Origin of the sequence: Thermomonospora umbrina, assembly GCF_003386555.1 — a bacterium.
Lineage (GTDB): Bacteria > Actinomycetota > Actinomycetes > Streptosporangiales > Streptosporangiaceae > Thermomonospora > Thermomonospora umbrina.
Genome location: NZ_QTTT01000001.1, coordinates 4829682 through 4852962, shown reverse-complemented (window position 1 = coordinate 4852962; position 23281 = coordinate 4829682). Strand labels below are relative to the sequence as shown.

The 23281-nt window shown below is 73.3% G+C and carries 20 protein-coding genes and 1 pseudogene; 5 read left to right on the top strand and 16 right to left on the bottom strand.

Annotation, left to right across the window (positions count from 1 at the left end; genetic code table 11):
• Positions 1-494 precede the first annotated feature (494 nt).
• The 7 genes from DFJ69_RS21665 to DFJ69_RS21635 form a co-directional block, all read right to left on the bottom strand.
• Positions 495-1046: a ferritin-like domain-containing protein gene (locus DFJ69_RS21665; protein ID WP_116024297.1), complete on the bottom strand. Its 552-nt coding sequence runs from the start codon at positions 1044-1046 to the stop codon at positions 495-497.
• Positions 1047-1079: 33 nt separating this feature from the next.
• Positions 1080-2261 (bottom strand): imidazolonepropionase, encoded by a 1182-nt coding sequence (gene hutI / locus DFJ69_RS21660; protein ID WP_116026793.1) that lies wholly within the window; start codon positions 2259-2261, stop codon positions 1080-1082.
• A gap of 58 nt (positions 2262-2319) precedes the next feature.
• Positions 2320-3678 carry a formimidoylglutamate deiminase gene (locus DFJ69_RS21655; RefSeq protein WP_116024296.1) on the bottom strand — a complete coding sequence of 453 codons (1359 nt, stop codon included), beginning with the start codon at positions 3676-3678 and terminating at the stop codon, positions 2320-2322.
• A 9-nt stretch (positions 3679-3687) separates the two neighbouring features.
• The gene (locus tag DFJ69_RS21650) at positions 3688-4887 is read right to left on the bottom strand and encodes an allantoate amidohydrolase (RefSeq protein WP_245974509.1); all 1200 of its coding nucleotides are present in this window, start codon (positions 4885-4887) and stop codon (positions 3688-3690) included.
• A gap of 251 nt (positions 4888-5138) precedes the next feature.
• On the bottom strand, positions 5139-6845 hold the full coding sequence (gene hutU / locus DFJ69_RS21645; protein ID WP_116024294.1) for a urocanate hydratase: 1707 nt from the start codon (positions 6843-6845) through the stop codon (positions 5139-5141).
• Positions 6846-6865: 20 nt separating this feature from the next.
• Complete coding sequence (gene hutH / locus DFJ69_RS21640) at positions 6866-8422, bottom strand: histidine ammonia-lyase (RefSeq protein ID WP_116024293.1); 1557 nt, start codon at positions 8420-8422, stop codon at positions 6866-6868.
• A gap of 82 nt (positions 8423-8504) precedes the next feature.
• Positions 8505-8951: a hypothetical protein gene (locus tag DFJ69_RS21635; protein ID WP_116024292.1), complete on the bottom strand. Its 447-nt coding sequence runs from the start codon at positions 8949-8951 to the stop codon at positions 8505-8507.
• Positions 8952-9019: 68 nt separating this feature from the next.
• On the opposite strand from DFJ69_RS21635, the gene DFJ69_RS21630 reads away from it, so the two are divergent.
• Positions 9020-9793, top strand: coding sequence for an IclR family transcriptional regulator (locus tag DFJ69_RS21630; RefSeq protein ID WP_116024291.1), 774 nt, complete (start codon positions 9020-9022; stop codon positions 9791-9793).
• Positions 9794-9848: 55 nt separating this feature from the next.
• Here DFJ69_RS21630 and DFJ69_RS21625 read toward each other — a convergent pair whose 3' ends face one another.
• From DFJ69_RS21625 to DFJ69_RS21610, 4 genes and pseudogenes are all read right to left on the bottom strand, one after another.
• Positions 9849-10772 carry an ABC transporter substrate-binding protein gene (locus DFJ69_RS21625; RefSeq protein WP_116024290.1) on the bottom strand — a complete coding sequence of 308 codons (924 nt, stop codon included), beginning with the start codon at positions 10770-10772 and terminating at the stop codon, positions 9849-9851.
• A 38-nt stretch (positions 10773-10810) separates the two neighbouring features.
• Complete coding sequence (locus tag DFJ69_RS21620) at positions 10811-11497, bottom strand: ABC transporter permease (RefSeq protein WP_116024289.1); 687 nt, start codon at positions 11495-11497, stop codon at positions 10811-10813.
• The gene (locus DFJ69_RS21615) at positions 11494-12231 is read right to left on the bottom strand and encodes an ABC transporter permease (protein WP_116024288.1); all 738 of its coding nucleotides are present in this window, start codon (positions 12229-12231) and stop codon (positions 11494-11496) included. The genes DFJ69_RS21620 and DFJ69_RS21615 overlap by 4 nt, the downstream gene beginning before the upstream one ends.
• Before the next feature lie 11 nt (positions 12232-12242).
• Positions 12243-13052, bottom strand: a pseudogene (locus tag DFJ69_RS21610) (ABC transporter ATP-binding protein); the annotation flags it as partial.
• Between the two features lie 253 nt (positions 13053-13305).
• On the opposite strand from DFJ69_RS21610, the gene DFJ69_RS21605 reads away from it, so the two are divergent.
• The gene (locus DFJ69_RS21605) at positions 13306-14799 is read left to right on the top strand and encodes an aromatic amino acid ammonia-lyase (protein WP_116024286.1); all 1494 of its coding nucleotides are present in this window, start codon (positions 13306-13308) and stop codon (positions 14797-14799) included.
• Positions 14800-14978: 179 nt separating this feature from the next.
• Here DFJ69_RS21605 and DFJ69_RS21600 read toward each other — a convergent pair whose 3' ends face one another.
• The gene (locus tag DFJ69_RS21600) at positions 14979-15995 is read right to left on the bottom strand and encodes a LacI family DNA-binding transcriptional regulator (protein WP_116024285.1); all 1017 of its coding nucleotides are present in this window, start codon (positions 15993-15995) and stop codon (positions 14979-14981) included.
• Positions 15996-16126: 131 nt separating this feature from the next.
• Here DFJ69_RS21600 and DFJ69_RS21595 point away from each other — a divergent pair, with 131 nt between their 5' ends.
• On the top strand, positions 16127-17035 hold the full coding sequence (locus tag DFJ69_RS21595; protein WP_116024284.1) for an amidohydrolase family protein: 909 nt from the start codon (positions 16127-16129) through the stop codon (positions 17033-17035).
• Between the two features lie 18 nt (positions 17036-17053).
• Positions 17054-17551 carry a cysteine dioxygenase gene (locus DFJ69_RS21590; protein WP_116024283.1) on the top strand — a complete coding sequence of 166 codons (498 nt, stop codon included), beginning with the start codon at positions 17054-17056 and terminating at the stop codon, positions 17549-17551.
• A 9-nt stretch (positions 17552-17560) separates the two neighbouring features.
• On the opposite strand, the gene egtD is transcribed toward DFJ69_RS21590, so the two are convergent.
• Genes egtD through egtA form a run of 4 tightly spaced genes read right to left on the bottom strand, consistent with a single transcriptional unit; the run spans position 17561 to position 21816 of the window.
• Positions 17561-18520 (bottom strand): L-histidine N(alpha)-methyltransferase, encoded by a 960-nt coding sequence (gene egtD / locus DFJ69_RS21585; RefSeq protein WP_116024282.1) that lies wholly within the window; start codon positions 18518-18520, stop codon positions 17561-17563.
• Positions 18521-18545: 25 nt separating this feature from the next.
• Positions 18546-19277 (bottom strand): ergothioneine biosynthesis protein EgtC, encoded by a 732-nt coding sequence (gene egtC / locus DFJ69_RS21580; RefSeq protein WP_116024281.1) that lies wholly within the window; start codon positions 19275-19277, stop codon positions 18546-18548.
• Positions 19277-20611, bottom strand: coding sequence for an ergothioneine biosynthesis protein EgtB (gene egtB, locus DFJ69_RS21575; RefSeq protein ID WP_116024280.1), 1335 nt, complete (start codon positions 20609-20611; stop codon positions 19277-19279). Before egtB ends, egtC begins: the two co-directional genes overlap by 1 nt.
• Positions 20599-21816 (bottom strand): ergothioneine biosynthesis glutamate--cysteine ligase EgtA, encoded by a 1218-nt coding sequence (gene egtA / locus DFJ69_RS21570; protein WP_116026792.1) that lies wholly within the window; start codon positions 21814-21816, stop codon positions 20599-20601. Before egtA ends, egtB begins: the two co-directional genes overlap by 13 nt.
• A 227-nt stretch (positions 21817-22043) precedes the next feature.
• Between egtA and DFJ69_RS21565 the strand changes: the two genes are divergently transcribed.
• Positions 22044-23279 (top strand): RNA polymerase sigma factor, encoded by a 1236-nt coding sequence (locus DFJ69_RS21565; protein ID WP_116024279.1) that lies wholly within the window; start codon positions 22044-22046, stop codon positions 23277-23279.
• The last annotated feature ends 2 nt before the right edge of the window (positions 23280-23281 follow it).

Genomic DNA, 23281 nt, shown 5'->3' with positions numbered 1-23281 from the left:
ATGTCCGGCAGGACCTCCCGGGCGACCGGGACCAGCTTCTGCCCTCCGTCGATGGCGGCGCCGACCGACAGGTCCGCATGGCCCTCCAAGAGCGCGACGAGCCCGCCGCGCAGCAGCGACACTTCCTCGACGATCAGGACCCGGATCAAACTCGCCTCCCGCGATAGGAAATTCATTCAGCACGAGGGGAGCGCACCGGAGCCGGGGTCGGTGCGCTCACCTGGATGACAAGGCCGTCAGAGGTTTTGGTAGTCGTTTTAATTGTGGGGACTCCATGATTGAAACAAGAACGGCGCGTGGTACGCATCCTTTACGCCACGATGCCGCGAGCACGACTTAGCGTGATTGAATACTATCCATGCGTCAAGTGAGAGAAGGGCTATATTTGCGCGGTCGCTCTGCGCCCGGGGAAGCGGGCAGCCGAAAACCGGTGCCCGCGTCCCTGCGGCGGGACGCGGGCACCGGTCGGTCGGGTGCGCGTGGAGGCGCGGGGGTCAGCCGCTCCGGCTCAGCTCGCCCGGCAGCCGCTCCAGCAGGGTGCGCAGGTCGTCGGCGTGGTCCTCCTCCTCCGCGAGGATGGACTCGAACAGCCGTCGGGTGGTGGGATCGCCGGTGCCCAGCCACTGGGCGATCTCGGTGTAGGAGTCGATGACCACCCTTTCGGCCACCAGGTCCTCCTTGATCATCTCCACCAGGTCCATGCTCTGGCCGTACTCGGTGCGGGACCGGGTGGCCAGCGTGTCGGGGCTGTAGTCGGGCTCGCCGCCGAGTTGCGCGATCCGGTGGGCGAGCTTGTCGGCGTGTTCCTGTTCCTCCTTCGCGTGGTCCAGGAACTGGGCGGCCACCGAATCCGCGTTTATGCCGCTGGCCGTGTAGTAGTGCCGTTTGTAACGCAGCGTGCAGACGATCTCGGTCGCCAGCGCCTCATTGCAGACCTTGATCACTCTGGGCAGATCCGCCCCGTACGCCGCCGTGATCGGGCCTTTGTCCATCTCTCGCCGGGCCCGCTCACGCAGGGTCCGGGTATCGGTCAGGAACTCCCCCATGTCATTACCCTCCGTGCTGATGGCAGAGGGCACTTACCCGGGGAGCGGAGCCTTCAAGCGCACCCCGGATTTCCATACCGCCGCCGTCTGCGGCACTCCCGGCCGATACGCCAGGTGAACGTGCGAGGGCGCATCCAGCACCAGCACGTCGGCGCGCGCGCCCACGCCCAGCCGCCCGACGTCCGTGCGGCGCAGCGCCCGCGCCCCGCCCGCCGTCGCCGCGCGGACCGCCTCCGCCGGGGTCATCCGCATGTCCCGGACGGCGACCGCGACGCAGAACGGCACGCTGGAGGTGTAGCAGGAGCCCGGGTTGCAGTCGGTGGCCAACGCCACCGTGACCCCGGCGTCGAGCAGCCGCCGCGCGTCCGGGTAGGGCTGCCGGGTTGAGAACTCCACCCCGGGCAGCAGCGTCGCCACCGTGTCCGAGCCCGCCAGCGCCGCCACGTCCTCGTCGGTGAGGAAGGTGCAATGGTCGGCCGAGGCCGCCCCGTACTCGACCGCGAGCGCCACCCCGGGCCCGTGACCGAGTTGGTTGGCGTGGAGCCTGGGGATGAGCCCCGCCCTCACCCCCGCGTCCAGCACCGTGCGGGTGCGCCCCTCGTCGAACGCGCCGCTCTCGCAGAACACGTCGATCCACCGGGCGTACGGGGCGCAGGCGGCGAGCATGTCCGTCGACACCAACCGCACGTAGCCGTCGGGGTCGTCGGCGAACTCCGGCGGCACCACGTGCGCCCCGAGGAACGTCACCTCGTCGGCGATCTCCGACGCCAGCCGGACCGCGCGCTCCTCGTCGGCGACGGTGAGCCCGTACCCGGACTTGCACTCCACCGTGGTGGTGCCCTGCCGCGCCATCTCGGCGACCAGGCGACGCAGGCCGGCCCGCAGTTCGTCGTCGGTCGCGGCCCGGGTCTTCGTCACGGTCGTCCGGATCCCGCCCGCCGTGTAGGGCCGCCCGCTCATCCGGGCGGCGAACTCCTCGGCGCGCTCGCCCGCGAACACCAGATGCGCGTGCGAGTCCACGAACCCGGGCAGCACGGCCCGCCCCGCCGCGTCGAACGCCTCGTCGGCCTCCGGAGCCCGCCGGGCCTCCCCCACCCAGGCGACCCTGCCCCCGTCCAGGACGAGCGCCGCGTCCCTCAGCACCCCGAGCGGCCCGTCACCGAGCCCCGGCTCGTTGGTGACCAACTCTCCGATATGGGTCACGAGCGTGCTCATGAGCACCGCCCTTCCTCGCTCGCGATCGGGCGCGGCCGTCCTTCGTCGCCGGCCCGCCTCACGTTCGTTCCCCGTTCCCGGTCAGGTCGGTGATCGCGGTGTGGAGCGCGGCGGGGACGTCGGGAACGAGCAGGTGCCGGCCGTCGCGAACGATGGGGCGGCCGGAGACGACCACGTGCCGGACGTCGGCGGCGGTGGCGGCGAAGACGACGGTCTCGGCGGCGAACTCGGCGGTGGCGCCCGCCGTGCGGACGGAGTCGAGGGCGACGGTGACGAGGTCGGCGTGGCCGCCGGGCTCCAGCCGGCCGGCCTCGGGCCATCCCAGGGCGGCGTGGCCGTTCCAGGTGGCGGCGGCCAGGAGCGCGCCGGCCGACCAGTGGCCGCGCCTGCGGGTGCGCAGGCGTTCGTCCAGTTCGACGGCGCGAGCCTCCTCGAACAGGTCGATCACCGCGTGCTGGTCGGAGCCCAGGCTCAGCTCCACGCCCGCGTTCGCGAGGTCCCGGGCGGGGCCGATGCCGTCGGCGAGGTCGCGTTCGGTGGTGGGGCACAGGCACACGCCGGTCATGGTGGTGCCGAGGAGCCGGATGTCCTCGGCGTCGAGGTGGGTGGCGTGCACGGCGACGGCGAGCGGACCGAGGGCTCCGCAGTCGGCGAGCAGCCGGGTCGGGCTCACGCCGTGGGCCTCCCGGCACGCCTCGTTCTCGGCGGGCTGCTCGGACAGGTGGAAGTGCAGGGGCGCGCGGCGTTCCTTGGCCCAGTCGGCGACCTCGTGGATCTGGTCGCGCGGAACCGCCCGTACGGAGTGGACGGCGGCGCCGACCCGCGCGTGCGTGCGGCCGTCCCGGCCCACGGTGTCGTACAAGGCGTCGACGCGGCGTCGCCAGTCGCCCGCCGAGCCGTCGCCGAAGCGGAGTTGGGTGCCTTCGAGGGGCCGCCCGATGCCCCCGGTGAGGTAGCAGGCGTCGAGCAGGGTGATGCGGATGCCCGCGTCGGCGGCGGCGGCGATGAGCGCCTCGCCCATCGCGTTGGGGTCGTCGTAGGGCGCCCCGCCGGGCCGATGGTGCAGGTAGTGGAACTCGCCGACGGCGGTGACGCCCGCGAGCGCCATCTCCGCGTACACGGCCCGGGCCAGCGCCCGGTACGCGTCGGGGTCGAGGCGGTCGGCGATCGCGTACATCTGGTCGCGCCACGTCCAGAAGTCGCCGCGTTCGGCGTGGGAACGGCCGCGCAGCGCGCGGTGGAAGGCGTGGGAGTGCGCGTCGGCCAGGCCCGGCAGGGTGAGGCCCGGGAGGCGCTCGGCGTCCGGCGGGGGCGCGGTCCCGGGGATCACGGCGGTGAGGCGTTCCCCGTCGGCCTCGATGAGGACGTCGGCGGCCACCTCGTCCCCGAGCCAGGCGAGTTCGGCGTGCCAGCGCATATCGGCCCCTTACCCGCCGGTCAGATTCTTGAGCACCGAGGCCAGCGCCTCCACACCCGCGAGACAGTCGCCGATCTCGGCGTGCTCGGCGGGCGCGTGGGACACCCCGGTCGGATTGCGGACGAACAGCATCGCGGCCGGCACCCGGGCGGACAGGATGCCCGCGTCGTGCCCCGCCCCCGTCGGCAGCACGGGGACCCCGCCCAGGGTCGTCGCGATCCGGTCGCGCAGGGAGTGGTCGAAGGCGACCACCGCCGAGTACGACTCCTCGGTGACCTCGACGTCCACTCCGTGCTCCACGGCCGCCCGCCGCGCCGCCTCGACGGTCTCCCCGACGGTGCGGCGGACGGCGTCGTCGGTGGGGCCCCGGGCGTCCAGCCAGGCGGTGACCGACGACGGGATCGCGTTGACGCCGCCGGGGACGACGCCGACCTTCCCGACGGTGGCGACGCCGTCGTGGCGGGCGGCGCTGTCGCGCGCGGCCAGGACGGCGTGCGCGAACGGCAGCATCGGGTCGCGCCGATCGGACAGCCCGGTGGTGCCCGCGTGGTCGCCCTCTCCCGTGAAGCGCATCCGCCACCGGCCGTGCGGGATGATCGCGCTCGCCACGCCCACCGGCCCGTCCAGCGCCCGCCCCTGCTCGACGTGCAGCTCCACGAAGCATCCGATGCGGGCGAGCAGCCCCTCGTCGGGGCCGACGGGTTGTCGTTCGTCGAGCCCGTGCGCGGCGACGACCTCAGCGAACGACAGCCCGTCGGCGTCCCTCAGGCCGCGTGCCCGCTCGGGGTCGATGGCGCCGGTCAGCAGCCGGGAGCCGAGGCAGGCCACCCCGAACCGCGCGCCCTCCTCCTCGGCGAAGACGGCCACGCCGACGGGCCTCCCGGGCCGGAAACCCTCGTCCCGCAACAGGTCGATCGCCGCCAGGGCGGACACCACGCCCAGCGGCCCGTCGAACGCCCCGCCCCCGGGAACGGAGTCCAGATGCGAGCCCGTCACCACCGCCGGACCCTGCGCGCCGGCGGGATTCCACCAGGCGAACAGGTTGCCGTTGCCGTCGTGCTCGACGTCCAGCCCACGCCGCCGGGCCTCACCGAGGAACCAGTCTCGACACTCCAACTCCGGCGGCGTCCACGCGAACCGGTGATACCCACCGCTCCCACCGTCCCGCCCAACGGGCAGCAGAGCCGCCCACATCTCCTCAAAGCTCACGTCATCCCTCCGCACACGGATCCGCCGCCCACGCCGATCCCTCCGCCCCGACGCAGTGCCGCGCACACCGCCGCTCAAAGCTCACACGTCACCCCTCCGCCCCGAGGCAGTGCCGCGCGCACCGCCGCTCAAAGCTCACGTCATCCCTCCGCACATGGATCCGCCGCCCACGCCGATCCCTCCGCCCCGACGCAGTGCCGCGCGCACCGCCGCTCAAAGCTCACACGTCACCCCCACCAGCCGCTCAGCGCTCACGTGTCGGCCATGGGGATGCGGACTCCGCGTTCGGCGGCGACCTCGGCGGCGCGGTCGTATCCGGCGTCCACGTGGCGCATCACGCCCGTGCCCGGGTCGTTGGTGAGGACGCGGGCCAGCTTCTGGGCGGCCAGCGGGGTGCCGTCGGCGACGCAGACCTGGCCGGCGTGGATCGAACGGCCGATGCCGACGCCGCCGCCGTGGTGGATCGACACCCAGGTCGCGCCCGAGGACGTGTTGAGCAGGGCGTTCAGCAGCGGCCAGTCGGCGATGGCGTCGGAGCCGTCGGCCATGTCCTCGGTCTCGCGGTAGGGGCTGGCGACGCTGCCCGCGTCGAGATGGTCGCGGCCGATGACGATGGGGGCGGCGACCTCGCCGCGCGCCACCAGGTCGTTGAAGACCTCCCCGGCCCGGTCGCGCTCGCCGTACCCGAGCCAGCAGATCCGCGCGGGCAGGCCCTGGTAGTGGACGCGTTCCCCGGCCATCCGGATCCAGCGGGCCAGCGGCTCGTTGTCGGGGAACAGCTCCAGGACGGCCCGGTCGGTGCGGGCGATGTCCTTCGGGTCGCCCGACAGCGCCGCCCAGCGGAACGGGCCCCTGCCCTCGCAGAACAGGGGCCGGATGTAGGCGGGCACGAAACCGGGGAACGCGAACGCCCGGCCGTACCCGGCGAGCTGCGCCTCCCCCCGGATCGAGTTGCCGTAGTCGAAGACCTCCGCGCCCGCGTCCTGGAAGCCGACCATCGCCTCGACGTGCGCGGCCATCGACTCCCGGGCCCGGCGGACGAAGCCGGCCGGATCCTTGGCGCGTTCGGCGTCCAGGTCCTCGAACGCCACGCCGCGCGGCAGGTAGGCCAGCGGGTCGTGGGCGGAGGTCTGGTCGGTGACGACGTCGATCGGCGCTCCCCGGCGCAGCAGCTCGGGCACCAGGTCGGCGGCGTTGCCGAGCACGCCGATGGACAGCGGGCGACGGGCCGCCTTGGCCTCCTCCGCCAGTCGCAGCGCCTCGTCCAGGTCGTCCACGCGGACGTCGCAGTAGCGGTGCGCCACCCGACGGTCGATGCGGGACGGGTCGCACTCGACGCAGATCGCCACGCCACCGTTCATGGTGACCGCGAGGGGCTGCGCGCCGCCCATCCCGCCGAGGCCGGCGGTCAGGGTGATGGTCCCGGCCAGCGTGCCGCCGAACCGCTTGGCGGCGACGGCGGCGAACGTCTCGTAGGTGCCCTGCAGGATGCCCTGCGTGCCGATGTAGATCCACGACCCGGCGGTCATCTGCCCGTACATGGTGAGGCCCTCGGCCTCCAGCCGGCGGAACTCGTCCCAGGTCCCCCACTGCGGCACCAGGTTGGAGTTGGCGATCAGGACGCGGGGCGCCCACTCGTGCGTCCGGAAGATCCCCACCGGCTTGCCGGACTGCACGAGCAGCGTCTCGTCGCCCTCCAGGTCGCGCAGCGAACGGACGAGGGCGTCGAACGCGTCCCAACTGCGGGCGGCCCGCCCGGTGCCGCCGTAGACGACCAGGTCGTCGGGATGCTCGGCGACCTCGGGATCGAGGTTGTTCATCAGCATCCGCAAGGCCGCCTCCTGAGGCCACCCCTTGGCGGTCAGCGCCGTGCCGCGCGGGGCCCGAACGGGTCGGGGGCCGCGCGGGGAGACCGCATCGACGGTGCGGTCTCCCTCTTCGCGAGGACGTTCGGTCATGTCGTTCCTCCGTGGGGTCGTCAGGCGAGCGGGCCGGTGACGGTCTCGGCGGCGGCCGCCAGGGAGCCGTCGCGGACCAGTTGGACGGCCGCCTCGATCTCGGGGGCCAGGTAGCGGTCGGGGCCGGGCGGCGGGACGTGCTCGCGCAGCGCGGTGACCACGGCGGCGGTGGCGGGGCCGGGGCGCAGCGGGGCGCGCAGGTCCAGGGCGCGGGCGGCGGTGAGGATCTCCACGGCGACGACGCGGCCCAGCCCGTCCAGGGCGCGCCGCAGCTTGCGGGCGGCGTTCCAGCCCATCGACACGTGGTCCTCCTGCATGGCGGAGCTGGGGATGGAGTCCGCCGAGGCGGGCGCGGCCAGCCGCTTCAGCTCGGAGACGATCGCCGCCTGCGTGTACTGGGCGATCATGTGACCGGAGTCCACACCCGGGTCCTCGGCCAGGAACGCCGGGAGGCCGTGCGAGCGGGTCCGGTCGAGCAGCCGGTCGGTGCGCCGCTCGGACATGGACGCCACGTCGGCGGTCGGGACGGCCAGGAAGTCCAGCACGTACGCGACCGGGGCCCCGTGGAAGTTGCCGTTGGACTCCACGCGTCCGTCCGGCAGCACCACCGGGTTGTCCACCGCCGACGCCAGCTCGCGGGACGCCACCAGCGCGGCGTGCGCGAGCGTGTCGCGGGCGGCCCCGTGGACCTGCGGGGCGCAGCGCAGCGAGTACGCGTCCTGGACGCGGGTGCAGTCGGGCCCCCGATGCGACTCCATGATCGGCGAGTCGGTCAGCAGCGCCCGCAGGTTGGCCGCCGACGCGGCCTGCCCGGGATGCGGTCGCAGGTCCTGCAGGTCGGCGGCGAAGACCCGGTCGGTGCCGAGCAGCGCCTCGACGCTCATGGCGGCGGCGACGTCGGCGTGCTTGAGCAGTTCCCGCAGGTCGCGCAGGGCCAGCACCAGCATTCCCAGCATGCCGTCGGTGCCGTTGAGCAGGGCGAGGCCCTCCTTGGCCCCGAGGGTGACCGGCTCGATGCCCGCCGCCGCGAGCGCGTCGGCCGCCGGCTTCAGCTCGCCGGAGGCGTCCCGTACCGAGCCCTCCCCGATCAGCGCCAGCGCCACGTGCGACAGCGGGGCCAGGTCACCCGAGCAGCCCAGGCTCCCGTACTCGTGGACGACCGGGGTGATGCCCGCGTTGAGCAGCGCGGCGAGGGTGCGCGCGGTGGACGGCTGCACGCCGGTCCGGCCGCCCGCCAAGGTCCGCAGGCGCAGCAGCATCATGGCCCGGACGACCTCGCGCTCGACCTCGGGCCCGGATCCGGCCGCGTGCGAGCGGACGATGTTGAGCTGCAGTTGGGCGCGCAGCTCCGGCGGAATGTGCCGGGTCGCCAGCGCACCGAACCCGGTGGACACCCCGTACACGGGCGTGGGCCGCGCCTCCAGCTCCTCGATGTGGGCGCGGGTGGCCGCCATCCCCTCCAGGGCCTCGGCGGTGAGCGTGACCGGCGCGTCCTCCCGCGCCACGGCCACCACCTGGTCGAAGGCCAGGGGATCCGGCCCGACCTGGACGCCCTTGCCGTTCAGAGGGTCCCCCATAGCGATGCTCATCTCCCCATTGGAACGGACCGGGCGACCCCGTCCCAGGGCGGGCGAGGCCCTTGTGTCTCGAATACGAGAATCAGCGGAGCCTCTCGTACGCCGCGTACGCGACCGCCCCGTAGGCGAGGTGGGGAACGATGTCGGAGATCCACGCGCTCGCGGACCAGCGACGCGGATCGGTGAGGCCGAGCGCGGCCAGCGGGGCGTTCGAACCGGCCATGGCGAAGGCGCTCAGCGCGAGCACGCCGACCGGCCACGAGGGCCGCCGTTCGGCCAGCGGGCCGTAGCAGATCGCCGCGCCCAGGCCGGTGCCGTACCCGAGGAGGGCCCCGAGCCCCTCCTTGCGGTGCTCGGCCTCCTCACCATGGCCGATGTCGACGTCCACGTCCTCGGCCAGTCTCTCCACGGCCCGTTCCGGCGTGCTGCTCGCACCCCTCCCCCGGACGACCATGTCGAGGTACGAGGCGATGTTGAGGGCGCTGGAACCCGCCGCACCCGCGAGCAGTCCCTTGACGATGGTGTGCATGACCCGGTTGATACCCGGTGGCACGGCCCCATGCCGGAGCACCCCGTCTCGGATACGAGAATGGGCGCATGAGCCAGGTTCCCGCCGCCCGGCGGACGTTGGCGGTGCTGCGGCTGCTGGCGTCGTCGGCCGGACCCATGCCCGCGTCCGCCATCGCCCGGGAGACGGCGATGCCCCGGTCCAGCGCCCATCACCTGCTGCGCGAGATGGCCGAGGACGGCTTCGTCGTGTACCTGCCGGAGGAACGCGCGTGGGGCCTGGGGGTCGCCGCCTTCGAGATCGGCTCCGCCTACCTGCGGCAGGGCCCGCTGGAACGGCTGGCCCGCCCGCCGCTGCGCCGCCTGGTCGACCGGGTCAACGAGATCGCCCAGCTCGGGGTCCTGCACGGCGCGGAGACCCTGTACCTGCTGAAGGAGCAGCCTCCCCGGCACGCCACCCTGGTCACCGACGTCGGCGTCCGGATGCCCGCCTCGCTGACCGCCAGCGGCCGCTCGCTCCTGGCCCACCTGCCCGCCGCCCAGGTCCGGGCCCTGTTCCCCGGTCCCCTGGTCAGCCGCACGGGCCAGGGCCCGTCGTCGTTGCGGGAGCTGCGCCGCACGCTGGCCGAGGACGCCCGGCGCGGCTGGTCGATCGAGGACGGGCTGATCACCGAGGGCTTCACCAGCATCGCCGCCTGCGCGTTCGACCACGTGGGCCACCCCACGGCCGCCGTCACCGTCACGTTCCGGCGCGAGACCCGCCCGGAGGACGCCTGGCCGGCCCTCGCCGAGGCCGTCCGCGCCACCGCCGCCGACCTCACCCGCCGCCTCGGCGGTCGCCCCGGCACCGACCCGCGAACGTGACGTGATCCCAAGGGCCCCGGCGCGGTGTCGCGCCGGGGCCCTTGGACGAAGGTCGTCAGATGAGGCCCTGCTTCTTGAGCCATTCCTTCGCGACGTCCTCGGGGTCGAGCTTCTGGTCGTCCATCTGGCCGTTCATGGCGATCAGGTCGGCGGTGGTGAGCTTGGCCGACACCGCGTTGAGGGCGGCGCGGGCCGTCTCGTTCACCTTGGACTTGTAGATCAGCGGCACCACGTTCTGGGCGCCGAAGACGTTCTTCGGGTCCTCGAGGGCCACGAACCTGTTCTTGGCGATGGCCGGGTTGGTGGTGAACAGGTTGGCCGCCTGGATCTGGCCCTTGGAGAGGTTGGACACGGTGATGGGTCCGGCCACGTCCAACGACTTGAACTGCTTGAACTTCAGCCCGTACACCTTCTCCAGGCCGACCATGCCCTGCTGACGGGTCTTGAACTCCGGCGGGCCGCCCACGACGAGGTCGTCGGCGACCGGCTCAAGGTCCTCGAGGGTCTTCAGGTTGTGCTTCGCCGCCGTCTCGGCGGTGACCACCAGGGCGTCCTTGTCCTCGGCGGCCGAGGGGGTCAGGATCTCCAGCGCCGGCGGCAGCTTCTGCTTGAGCTGCGCGTCCACGTCCTGGGTGGTGGCGGCGGTGTTGCCCTGGTCGACGCGCTGCAGCAGGGCCCCGTTGTACTCGGGGAACACCTGGATCGAGCCGCCGGCCACCTGGCCGTAGTACACCTCGCGGGCACCGATCTTGAACTTGCGCTGGACCTTGATGCTCTTGGCCTCGAGCGCCTGGGCGTAGATCTCGCCGATCAGCTCGCTCTCGGGGAAGTCCGCCGAGCCGACGACCAGGGTCTGCGACCCGCCGCCACCGCCTCCGCCCAGCGGGTCGCCGCCGCCGTTCCCGTCGTCGTCGCCGCAGGCGGTGAGGGCGAGCGCGGCGGCCATGACGAGCGCGGCGCCCCGTACGATCCGGATCATTCTGGTTCCCTCCTAGGGACCTTCGGGGTCTTGTGGGTTCATCGGGCGCGGACCCCCGGGGACACCGTCAACCGGGAGGCTCCCGCGAACGCGAACTGGGTGACCACCGCCAGCGCGATCACCAGGATCGCGCCGCCGGCCATGCTGTCGTAATCCTGGCGGGCGTAGCCGTCGACGATGTAGCGGCCCAGCCCGCCGAGCCCGACATAGGCGGCGATGGTGGCGGTGGAGATGATCTGGATCATCGCGGTGCGCATGCCGAGCAGGATCAGCGGCATCGCCACCGGCAGCTCCACGCGCAGCAGCACCTGCCGGCCGCGCATGCCCATCCCCTCGGCGGCGTCCCGCAGCCCCGGCTCCACCTGCTGGACACCCGCGTACGCGTTCACCAGGACGGGCGGGACGGCCAGCACCACCAGCGGGATGAGGATCGGCACCAGGTCGCCGGCCGAGGTGAGGATCACCGCCAGGATCAGCAGGCCCAGGGTCGGCAGCGCCCGCGCGGCGTTGGCCGAGGAGGTCACCAGGAAGCCGGTGAGGCCCGCGAGCCGGCCGCGACGGACGTGGCCCAGCACCAGCCCGGCGGGCAGCGCGATCAGCACCGTGATCACGAAGCCGAGCAGCGAGTACCAGACGTGCTCCACCACCCGGCTGGGGATGCCGTCGGGCCCCCGCCACTGCTGCGAGAACGTGAACCACTCCAGCGCGCTCCAGATGGCGTTCACCGCTCACCCCCGGCGACGGTGACGGCCTCGGCCGCCGCCCGTTCCGGCCGGCGTGACACCCGACCGCGCTCCCAGGGCGTCAGCAGCCGTTGCACGAGCAGCAGGAGGACGTCCGACACCAGCGCCAGGGCGATGATCAGGGCGATGCCCACGATGATCGGGGTCGGGAAGTCGCGCTGCAGCCCGGTGGTGAACAGCTCGCCGAGCCCGCCGATGCCGATCAGCGAGCCCACGCTGACCAGGCTGATGTTGGAGACGGTGGCGACCCGCAGGCCCGCCATCACCACCGGGATCGCCAGCGGCAGCTCCACCTGGACCAGCCGGCGCAGCGGACCGAAGCCCATCGCGTCCGCCGACTGCCGTACGTGGTCGGGAACCGAGCGCAGCCCGTCCACCACGCCGGGCACCAGCACCGACAGGGTGTAGAGCGCCAGCGGGTAGATCACCGTGGAGTAGGTCAGCCCGGTGAACGCGACCAGCACCACGAACAGCGCGATCGCCGGGACCGCGTACAGCACGCTGGTGGCGGCCAGCACCACCGGGTACAGCCGCCGCCACCGCGCGCAGGCGATGCCCAGCGGCAGCGCGATCGCCAGCCCCAGCAGGATCGGGGTGAACGACAGGATCAGGTGTTCCTGGAACGCCTCGGCGATGTCGTCGCCGAGGTTGCGCTCGATCCAGTCCCACCGGATCAGCGGCTCGTCGTCGCCCGGGGCGAACGCCGAGGGGCTCACCGGCCCGCCGCCTCGCCCGCGCCCGCGATCTCCTCGGCGGCCTCTTCGGCGGTCTCCTCGGCGTCCAGCTCCTGGAAGAAGCGCAGCCGTCGGATGCCGCGCTCACCGCCGAGGAAGTCGGCCACGAAGTCGTTCGCGGGGGCGCTCAGCAGTTCCTCCGGAGTGGCGTACTGCGCCAGCGTGCCGCCGACCTGGAAGACGGCGATGCGGTGGCCGAGCCGCACGGCCTCGTCGATGTCGTGCGTGACGAAGACGATGGTCTTCTCCAGCTCGGCCTGCAGCCGCAGGAACTCCTCCTGCAGGCTCTTGCGCACGATCGGGTCGACCGCGCTGAACGGCTCGTCCATCAGCATGATCGGCGGGTCGGCGGCGAGGGCGCGGGCGACGCCGACGCGCTGCTGCTGCCCGCCGGACAGTTGGGCCGGGTAGCGGGAGGCCAGCGCCGGGTCCAGGCCGACCCGGTCCATCAGCGCGCGGGCCTCGCGCCGGGCCCGCTTCTTGTCCCGGCCGAGCAGGAACGGCACGGTGGCGATGTTGTCCACGATGGTGCGGTGCGGGAAGAGCCCGGCCTGCTGGATCACGTAGCCGATGCCGCGCCGCAGGGTGGGCGGGTCGCTCTCGCGGACGTCGCGCCCGTCGATGGCGACGGTCCCCTCGGTCGCCTCCACCATCCGGTTGATCATCCGCAGGGTGGTGGTCTTGCCGCAGCCGGAGGGCCCGACCAGCACGGTGATGTGCCCGGTGGGGATCTCCAGGTCCAGGGTGTCGACGGCGGTGGTGCCGTCGGGATATCGCTTGGTCACGCCCTCAAAGGTGATCAAACGCTCTCACGTCCTCGTGGGCGTCGGGGGAACGCCGCTCTCCGTTCGGTGCCGGCCTGCTCCGGTCCGGCGGTTGTCCATGGGCGGGTGTCCGGGCGTCGTCCTGCTTCCTGTGCCGTCCTCCGTCGTCGTCACCTCGTCGAAGGTCTACCCAACAGTAGCCAACGAGTCGGGGACGACCGTGGAGGCCCTGCACGGAACCGGGATTTCTCCACCATAGTGACTTGTAAAGTACGAAAAGTACCGTGGGAGTGTGGAGAACAGCCGAATCGTTATCGACGGTGTCGGACTCGGGTGCGCCGAGGTGGCCCGGGTGGCTCGCGAGGAGATCCCCGTCACGGTGGGACCGGCCGGCCTGGAACGTGCCAGACGGGCGTGGCGGGTCGCCGCGGAGGTGGTCGCCGTCCAGCCGGTGTACGGCCGCACCACCGGCGTCGGGGCGAACCGCCTGGTCAACGTGGAATGGGACCCCGAGGACACCGAGCACGGCCTGCACCTGCTGCGCAGCCACGCGGCCGGGGCCGGCCCGTTGCTCGGCCACGAGGTCGCCCGCGCCATGCTGACGGTGCGGCTCAACCAGCTCGCGGCGGGCGGCTCCGGAGTCGACCCCGGCGTGCTGGGCGCGCTCGCCGACACGCTCAACCTGGGGCTCGTCCCGCCCGTCCCCGCGTACGGGGCCATCGGCACCGGGGACCTCACGGCGCTGGCCTCCACCGCGCTCTGCCTGCTGGGCGAACGCGCCTGGCTGACGAGCGCCGACGAGGGCGCACGGCCGGGGCCCGGGTTCGCACTGAAGTCCTCCGACGCGTTGGCGTTCATCAGTTCCAACGCCGCCACGCTGGGCGAGGCGGCGCTCGCCGTCACCGACCTGCGGACCCTGCTGGCGGCCTCCACGGTCGTCGCCGCCCTCTCCCTGCACGCCGTCCACGGCTCCCTCGAACCGTACGCGCCGGTCGTCCACGAGGCGTGCCCGCACCCCGGACAACAGCAGGTCGCCGCCGCCATGCGCGCCCTGCTCGCCTGGGAACGACCGACACCCGGCCGCATCCAGGACCCGTACGGCTACCGCGCGTTCCCCCAGGTGCACGGGCCGGCGGTGGACACGGTCGGGCACGCGGAGGCGACGATCACGCGGGAGATCAACGCGGCGGCCGAGAACCCCCTCGTCGACGTCGCCGGCCACACCGTCTGGCACAACGGCAACTTCCACACCGCCTACGTGGGACTGGCGCTGGACGCCGCCCGCGCCGCCGTCTTCCAGACCGCTGCGCTGTCGGCCGCCCGACTCGGCACCCTGGTCGAGCCCACCTTCACCGGGCTGCACCCGTTCCAGGCCGCCACCGACGTCAGCTCGGGGATCATGATCCTGGAGTACGTGGCGCACTCCGCCATCGGCGACGTCCGCCGCCTCGCCACCCCCGCCGCCCTCGGCAGCGCCGTCCTCTCCCGAGGCGTCGAGGAGCACGCGGGCTTCTCCACCCAGTCCGCCCGCGCCACCACCGAGGCCGTCGCCGGCTACCGCATCGCCCTCGCCTGCGAACTGGTCGCCGCCGTCCGCGCCCTCCGCATGCAGGGCCGCCCACCCTCCGGCGGCCCCCTCCGCGAGGCCCACGACCTCGCCGCCGAAGTCCTCGACCCCCGCGTCGAGGACCGCCCCTTGGACGCCGACATCGCCACCGCCGCCGACCTGCTGACGCGGTTGTCTGTGGGGGGACGACCCCCCACACCCCCCGCGCCCGGCCGTTGAGATCTTCAGGCGGGCGGCCCTCCGCTTGCGCTCCGGACCGCCCGCCTGAAGCGTCCGGGCATTGGTGGGTGGTTGCCGCCTTTGTGGGGCGACCCGCACGCCTCCGGCACAACCCTCCGCCACCCACCTCAAGTGGGCTGGTGGTACCGCCTCCTGGTGGGGGCCGTACGACCGTGGGGTCACGGGTGGGGCGTCGGGGCGGGGCCGGTGGAGTCGCGGGTGCACAGGGTGGGGGCGCGGACGATGCGGCGGCGGCGGGGGCGGCCGTCGATGGCGTCGACCATCACGCGGACGGCGGCGTGGACGATGCCGTCGATGTCCCAGTCGACGGTGGTGAGCGGTGGGGTGAGCAGCTCGGACATGGGGTGGCCGTCGTAGCCGCAGACGGAGACGTCGCCGGGGACGGACAGGCCCAGCTCGCGGGTGGCCGCGTAGACGCCGTAGGCGATCGAGTCGGAGAAGCAGAAGACGGCGGTGGGGCGGTCGGGTGCGGCGAGGGTGCGCAGGGCGACCCGGGTGGCCTCGGACCAGGACTGGGGGGCGGTGATCACGGTGGCCCGGATGCCGAGGCGTTCGGCCTCGGCGTTGACGTGGACGTCGGCGGGGCGGTCGGGGGTGCTGGCGCGGGTGGAGGTGAGCACCGCGATCCGGCGGTGGCCCAAGGCGTGCAGGTGCTCGAGGGCCAGGGTGACGCCGGCGCGGTTGTCGAAGACGACCTCGCCCGCCGACAGGCCGCCGTGCAGGGCGTCGCCGATCGACACGACGGGGAGCGTCTCGGCCAGCTCCGACCACAGGGCGGCGGACGGGTCCAGGGGCTGCACGATCAGCCCGTCGACCCGCTGGTCCGCGAGCCGGCGGGCCAGGGCCAACTCCCGGGCGGGGTCGCCGGCGGCGTCGAGGATCAGGGCGTACCGGTCGCGGCCGACCAGCGCCCGGCCGATGCCGGTGGCCAGCGACTGCTGCCAGTAGTCCTCCAGCGAGCCGCACAGCAGGCCCACCATGCCGCTGCGGCCACTGGCCAGCGCCCGGGCGATCGGGTGGGCCTCGTAGCCGAGCTCCTCGGCGGCGGCGCGCACCCGCTCCTGGGTCTCCTCGGAGGTCTGGATACCGCGCAACGCGTACGACACGGCGGCGGGCGACAGGCCGGTCGCCTGCGCCACCTCACGGATCGTCGCCCGCTTCCGCTGTCGAGGCACGGGACAAACCCTACGGGGTGCCGCCGACGTTTCCAGCGTGCCCGATTTGACCGGAGTCGGTCTGAAGCGGTTCACTGAAGCGGTTAACTGATGCGGTTCAGTAAGGTTCGACGATCGTTCGGGGGCGCTCCATGACCTGTGTGGACGTCCATCAGCACGGCTGGGGTCCGCGACTCGTCGAAGCCCTGCGCGCACGGGGGGAACCGCCGTTTCTCCGGGGGTGGACGCTGTATCTCCACGGTGAGCCGCCCTACTCCGTCGACCCCGCCGACCATGAACTTCCCGCCCGCGCCGCCCTGGCCCGCGCCGACGGCCTCGATGTTGCGTTGCTCTCCCTGTCGTCCCCGCTCGGCATCGAGTGGCTCCCCCCGAACGAGTCGACGCCGCTGCTGGCCGCCCACCACGAGGACGCCACCGCCCTGCCCGCCCCCTTCGCAGCCTGGGCCTCCGCCTGCCTGACCGACGTCGACCCACGCGCCTTGGACCGAGCCTTGGACCACGGCTTCGTGGGGCTCCAACTCCCCGCCGACGCCCTCGCCGACGCCGCCGGCCACCGGCACTGCGGCCCCCTGCTGGACGTACTGGAGGCCCGAGACCTCCCCCTGTTCATCCACCCCGGAGCCGCCCACGCCCCTCGGGGCCTCCGGGACCCCGCCCCTGAGGAGCCGGGGTGGTGGGCGGCGATGGTGCCTTATGTGCAGCAGATGCACGCCGCCTGGTTCGCGTTCCGGGCGTTCGGGCGACCCGCGCACCCCCGGCTGCGGGTGTGCTTCACGATGCTGGCCGGGCTCGCGCCGCTGCACGGAGAACGTCTCGCCGCGCGCGGCGGCGGACGGGGCGCGGTGGACATGGACGCGTTCGTCGAGACGTCCTCGTACGGGCCGCGCGCCGTGGACGCGGTGGTGCGGGCGCTCGGCGTGGACGTGATCGTGCACGGGTCCGACCGGCCGTACGCGAGCCCCCGGGACCCGGAGTTGGGCGACGCGGCCCGGCACGCCTTCAGGAACGTCAACCCCCGCCGACTGCTGACCGGAAACTGACCGGAAAGGAGCACCCCCATGGCCATTGACGGCCTCCCCGAACGCACCCTCGACAGGCGCGAGCTCCAGCGTCTGGTCGACGACATCGCCGGGCGGCCGGAGCTGTGGAGTCACCACGTCGCCTATTCCAGCGACGGGCGGCACTTCGCCTCGCTCTACCGGGACGAGTACGTGGACGTCTGGCTGCTGTGCTGGACGCCCGACAACGACACCGGCTGGCACGACCACGACGTGTCCTCCGGGGCCGTACGGGTCGTGGCCGGGGCGCTCAAGGAGTGCAACCCCCGGATAGGCGGCGCGCACCTGGAGGCGGTGATCCCGGCGGGGACGTCGTTCTCCTTCGGCCCCGACCACATCCACCGGCTGGTCGGGGCCGCGGAGGCCAGCGTGTCCCTGCACGCCTACTCACCGCCGCTGTGGCGGCTGGGCCAGTACTCCATCGACGACGAGGGCGTGATGCGCCGCCTCTCCGTCAGCTACGCGGACGAGCTGCGCCCCCTAGGCGATGTGGCGTAGAGCGGTGGCCTAGAGCGCCGGGCGGGACAGGGACAGGGAGAAGTCGCCCGCCTCGTCCGTCCACAGGGTGTCGAGGGAGAGGCCGGCCGCCCCGAGTTCGGCCCGGAGGCGGTCCGGGCGGAACTTGGCGGAGATCTCCGTGCGCATCTCCTCCCCCTCGGCGAACCGCACGGTGAGGTCGAGCTGACGGATGCGCACGGTCTGGTCGGCGAGCGAGCGCAGCCGCATCTCGATCCACTCGTTGTGCGCGTCCCAGACGGCGACGTGGTCGAACCCCAGGGGGTCGAAGTCCGCGTCGAGCCGCCGGTTGATGACGCGTAGAACGTTCCGATTGAACGCCGCCGTGACGCCCTGCCCGTCGTCGTACGCGCGGACCAGCCGCTCGGGGTCCTTGACGAGGTCGGCGCCGAGCAGCAGCGCGTCGCCGTCCTCCATGATCGCCCGCACGCCGGACAGGAACGCGATCCGGTCGGCGGGCAGGAAGTTGCCGATCGTTCCGCCCAGGAAGACGAACAGCCGGGGGGAGCCGGACGGCAGCAGGTGCAGGTGCTGCTCGTAGTCGGCGACGACCGCGTGCACGGCCAGCGCGGGGTAGTCGCCCGCGATGTGGCCGGCGGCGGCGGTGAGGAAGTCGCCGCTCACGTCCACCGGCACGTAGGCGCGCAGGGTGCCCGCCTCCGACAGGGCGTCCAGTAGCAGCCGGGTCTTCTCCCCCGAGCCCGCGCCGAGCTCCAGCAGGGTCTCGGCGCCGGACGCGGCCGCGATCTCCCCGGCGCGGGCCCGCAGGATCTCGCGCTCCCGGCGGGTCGGGTAGTACTCCTCCAGCCGGGTGATCTCCTCGAAGAGCGCGCTGCCGTGCTCGTCGTAGAACCACTTGGGCGGCAGGGTCTTGGGCGAGGCGGTCAGCCCCTCCCTGACGTCCTGGCGCAGGGCCTTCTCCAGATCGTCGGCGGTGAGGAATCGGTCCACGAAGGTCTCCTTAGGGGTGGGTGTGTCAGAGCGGCGTGACACGGATGCCGTCGAGGTCTGCGGCGACCAGGGAGCGGTCGGGGACCTTCTCCCAGGTCGGGTCGTCGTCCAAGGGCTCGGAGGAGATCCACACCGTGCCCGGGGACGTCCGGACGAACAGCGAGTCGCCCCAGGTGGTGGCGGCGAGGGCCGTGCCGTCGGCGGCGAGCAGGTTGTAGCGGCCGGCGGCGAGGCCCGCGACGGCGGTGACGGTCTCGGCGAGCCCCTCGGCGAGCCCGGCGCCCTCCCGCCAGCGGCGGGCGGCGAGCCCGAAGATCAGCGCGGAGTCGACGGGCGCGCGGGCGTCGGGGGCCTCGGCGAGGTCGCCGGCCAGGTCCCGGAGCTTGTCCTCGACGTCGTCGAAGCCCTCGACCTTGCCGTTGTGGCTGAACAGCCGGTCGCCGGCCCGGAACGGCTGGGCGCACGACTCGTCCACGGGGAACCGGGTGGTGGCCGAGCGGATGGCCGCGACCGCGCAGGTCGCGGTGACGACCTCGGTCAGCTCGCGGAACGAGCGGTCCGTCCAGATCGGCTGCGCGCGTCGGAACCGGACGGCCCGGCCCTCGTGGTACCAGCCGACGCCGAATCCGTCGGCGTTCAGCAGGTTGCCCTGGGTCATGCGGGGCGCGTACGACTGGGCCTCCAGCGAGTACGGCCCCTCGAACACCAGCGACTCCAGGGTTCGCGACGGGCCGAGGTAGCCCAGGTGACGGCACATCAGCGGGTCTCCATGGCGTCGCGCGCACAGCGGAAGCCGGTGAAGATCTGCCGCCGGATGGGGTAGTCCCAGTTGCGGAAGGTGCCCCGGACGGCCAGCGGGTGCGTGGCCCAGGAGCCTCCTCGCAGCACCTTGTAGTCGGGGCCGAAGAAGACCTCCGAGTACTCCTTGTAGGGGAACGACGTGAACCCCGGGTAAGGGGTGAAGTCGGACGAGGTCCACTCCCACACGTCACCGAGCATCTGGTGAACGCCGTAGGCGGACGCCCCTCCGGGGAACGAGCCCACCGGAGCGGGGCGGAGCCTCTGCTGCCCCAGGTTGGCCCGGCCCTCCTCATAGGCGTCGCCCCAGGGGAAGCGGCGGGAACGCTGTGCGTCAGGGTCCCAGCGCGCGGCCTTCTCCCACTCGGCCTCCGTGGGGAGCCTCTTGCCCGCCCACCGCGCGTACGCGTCCGCCTCGTAGAAGCTCACGTGCTGCACCGGCTCGTCCAAGGGAAGCGGCTCGGTGCGGCCGAAGCGTCGGCGGAGCCATTGGCCGCCCTCGCGCGTCCAGAAGCCCGGTGCGCGCCGTCCCTTGGCGTTGCGCCACTCCCAGCCCTGGGGGTGCCACCAGCGGGGGTCGTCGTAGCCCCCGGCCTCCACGAAGGCGATGTAGGCCCGGTTGGTGACCGGAGTGGTGTCGAGGTAGTAGGCGGGCAGGTCCACGATGTGGGCCGAACGCTCGTTGTCGTACGCCCACGGGTCGTCCGACGTCCCCATCTCGAACGGGCCCGCCTCGATGAGCACCTCCGCCGGGAGGCTCCCGTCATGTGCGGAAAGGGCTCCGTCGGGGGGGTCGAGCAGTGCGGGGGTGCCCTTGCGCAGTTGGTGGGTGGCGAGCATGGTCTCGTCGTGCTGGTGCTCGTGCTGAACGACCATCCCGTACACGAACCCGCCCGCGGTCAACGGGTCGTCGTCACGGAACCGGACCCGGGACAGCGAGTCGAGCACCTTGGCCCGCACGGTGCCGATGTAGGCGCGGGCCTCGTCCGGCGGCAGCAGGGGAAGGGACGGGCGCTCGGCGCGCGGGTGCTCGAACGCGTCGTAGAGGGTGTCGATCTCGGGCCGCATGGGGTCGATGCCCGCGGCCTCCCGCAGCAGCCACAACTCCTCGTAGTTGCCGACGTGGGCCAGGTCCCACACCAGCGGCGACATCAGCGGCGAGACCTGCGAGGTCAGCTCGTCGACGTCCAGCGCGCCGGTCGTCAGGCCCAGGCTCCGGTCGCGGACGGCGCCCAGCTCGTTCGCGATCAGCTCCTTGAGCGCGTGCTCGTCGAGGTCGGTCAGCGGTGCCATGCGGCGGCCTCCTGCAGGTGTTCGGCGGCGAGGTCGTCGGCCGGACATCGGCCGCGTTCGACGTAACGACGTGAGTACTCGGCCACCAGCGGCACCAGACCGGCGGCGCCGATCCGGGGCAGCGCCTCCAGCGCGGCCGTGAAGCAGCGGCGGGCGGCCAGGGCCAGCGCCGGGTCGGTCAGCGCGTCGCGGGCGGCCTCGGCCCAGCGCCCCGCCACGGGACGGGTCGCGGCCTCGGCCGTCTCGGCGGCTTGCGGGTCCTCCAGCAGCGCGGTGGCGACGGCGACCGGGACCGGCCAGTAGGCGGCGGGCAGCGCGTCGATCATGCGCAGCTCCAGCCAGCCGCGCGGGCGCACGGGAGGGAACAGCGTGGACAGGTGGTAGTCGAGGTCCTCGAGGTCGGGCTCGCCCTTCTCGATCCACTCGCGGAACGTCATGCCGGGGGCCCCCGTCCAGGTCTCGGCCGAGCCGTCCCGGGGCCGCACCAGCATCACCCGGGCGTCCAGGGCGTACGCGGCCCACGCGTCGGACGGGTCGGCGCCCTCGAAGGTGAGCACGGGGAGCGTGCGCGCCGGGTCGATGGCGTTCCAGATCGCCTGCCGCGTGGAGCGCTGGCCGGTGGGACGTCCGGCGCGCAGCGGCGAGTTGGCGAACGCGGCCACCAGCACGGGGCCGAGCGCGTGCGCCAGCCGCCACCGGCTGAGCGCGTCGGACGCGTCGGCGCCGATGTCCAGGCAGACCTGGACGGAGGCGGTGCTGCACATCATCGCGAGGCCGTCGCGCTCGAAGCCCCCGCCCTTCCAGTAGTCCCGCATGCAGCCGTAGCGCGGGTGGTCGGCCTGGAAGCGGGGGCCGCGCACCGGATCGACCCCGCGCCCGGAGAGCGCGAGGCCGTCGAGGGCGAGTCGGGCCCGGACGCACGCCAGGTCGGCGGAGAGCGCCCGATGCAGGTCCATCAGCCCCGGGTACGCCACCGAGCTGAGTTCGAGTTGGCCGCCGGGCTCATAGGTGATGCTGCTGCCCCCCGGCAGCGGCACCGCCCCGTCCACGGCGGCGCGCACGCGTTCGATGGACACGTGCGCGCGCGGGTCGTTCCGATCTACGACGAACCACTCGGTCTCGGCCCCCACCTTGCCCGGAGGGCCCTTCTTGAAGCAGACGCCCCGCATGTGCTCGTAGACGTCGTCTATGGTCAGCCGGCTCACCGCCGCCACCTCCCCCACTCAGGTAACGGTCGGGGAGTCTTCCCTCCTGAACCGGATCAGAAATCCACATAACACCCGAAATCTCCGTGAACGTGATCCTTCACTGGTTTGACGCCGAGGGCTAGGCAGCGGGGATCGGGTGCGCTAAGGTCCGTTCTCCACCGGTACGCCCGATGATTTCCCTCCGTCGCGCTTGCGCCGGTATCCCCTGCAGAAGCGGAGGTCACATGCCGGGGACCCCGGAAGCCCTCTACGACGCGCACGCCGTCCGCCTGCACACCTACTGCTGGTCGCTGGTGGGGGACGGGCCGCAGGGGGCCGAGGCCGCCGTGCGCGACGCCTTCGTGGCGGCCGTGCGGCATCCGCCGCGCGGCGACGCCGTGCTGTGGCTGTACGCGCTGGCCCGCTCCGCCTGCATGGACCACGGCGCCCTCGACCGGGCCTTCGCGCCCGCCTCGGGGCGGCACGCCGATCCGCTGCTGCGGGTCGCGGCGGGGCTGCGCGCCGACCACCGCGAGGTGCTGGTGCTGTCGGCGGGCGAGTGGCTGAACGTCCGGGACATCGCCGCCGTGCTGGACATCGCCGCCGACACGGCCCTCCAGCTCCTGCAGGCCGCCCGCACGCGGCTGGAGCACGGCGTCCTCGACCTGCTGATGCGGGAGCCGGGGTCGCCGTACGCCGACGAGATCATCGCCGCCTTCGAGAAGGGCGACCTCCCCCGGCTGCTGGCCCGCCGGGCCCCCGACCGGCCGCCGGCGGAGCTGCGCGACGAGGTGCTCGCCGCCTGCGCCGCCGAACTCGACCGGGCGCTGCCCTCCGTCACCGTGACCGCCCCGCTGGTGGTGATCGGCTCCCCGGCGACGGGCCGCGGCGCGCGCGACCGCCGTCGTCCCCGGGGCCTCGGCGCGGTCGCCGGGCTGGCCGCGTCGGCCGCCGCCGCCATCGGCATGATCGCCGCCTGGGCCGGGGCCAAGGGCGGCGGCGAGAACGACCTCACCGCGCTGAGCCCCACCTCCGGGTTCGGCTCCGAGTCCGTCAGCGGGACCCCGGCGGCCACCCGGAGCCTGATCACTCCGAGCCCGAGCGTGTCGAAGGGCACCGGCTCGGACGCGTCGGACACCTCCGACCCGCAGACCGCGACCTCCAGCCCGTACGCGCCCGGGCCTCCGCGCTCGGCGGTCCCCCCGCCGCGCTCGCGGTGGGCGCCGACACCGGACCCGGGCGACGACCCGAAGGACGAGAGGCCCGCGAGGCCCGACCCGGATCCGTCGTCCCCGACGCCGACACCCGACCGCCGGTCGCCGAGCCCGACGCCCGAGCCCCCGACCCCGGGGCCGACGTCGCCGGGGCCGGACGGTCCCGCGACGCCGACCCCGACGCCCACACCGTCCGACCCCGGGCCCGAGCCCACGGAGCCCCGGCCCAGCCCCACCGCGAACCCGTCGCCCACCAGCGGTTCCTGAGG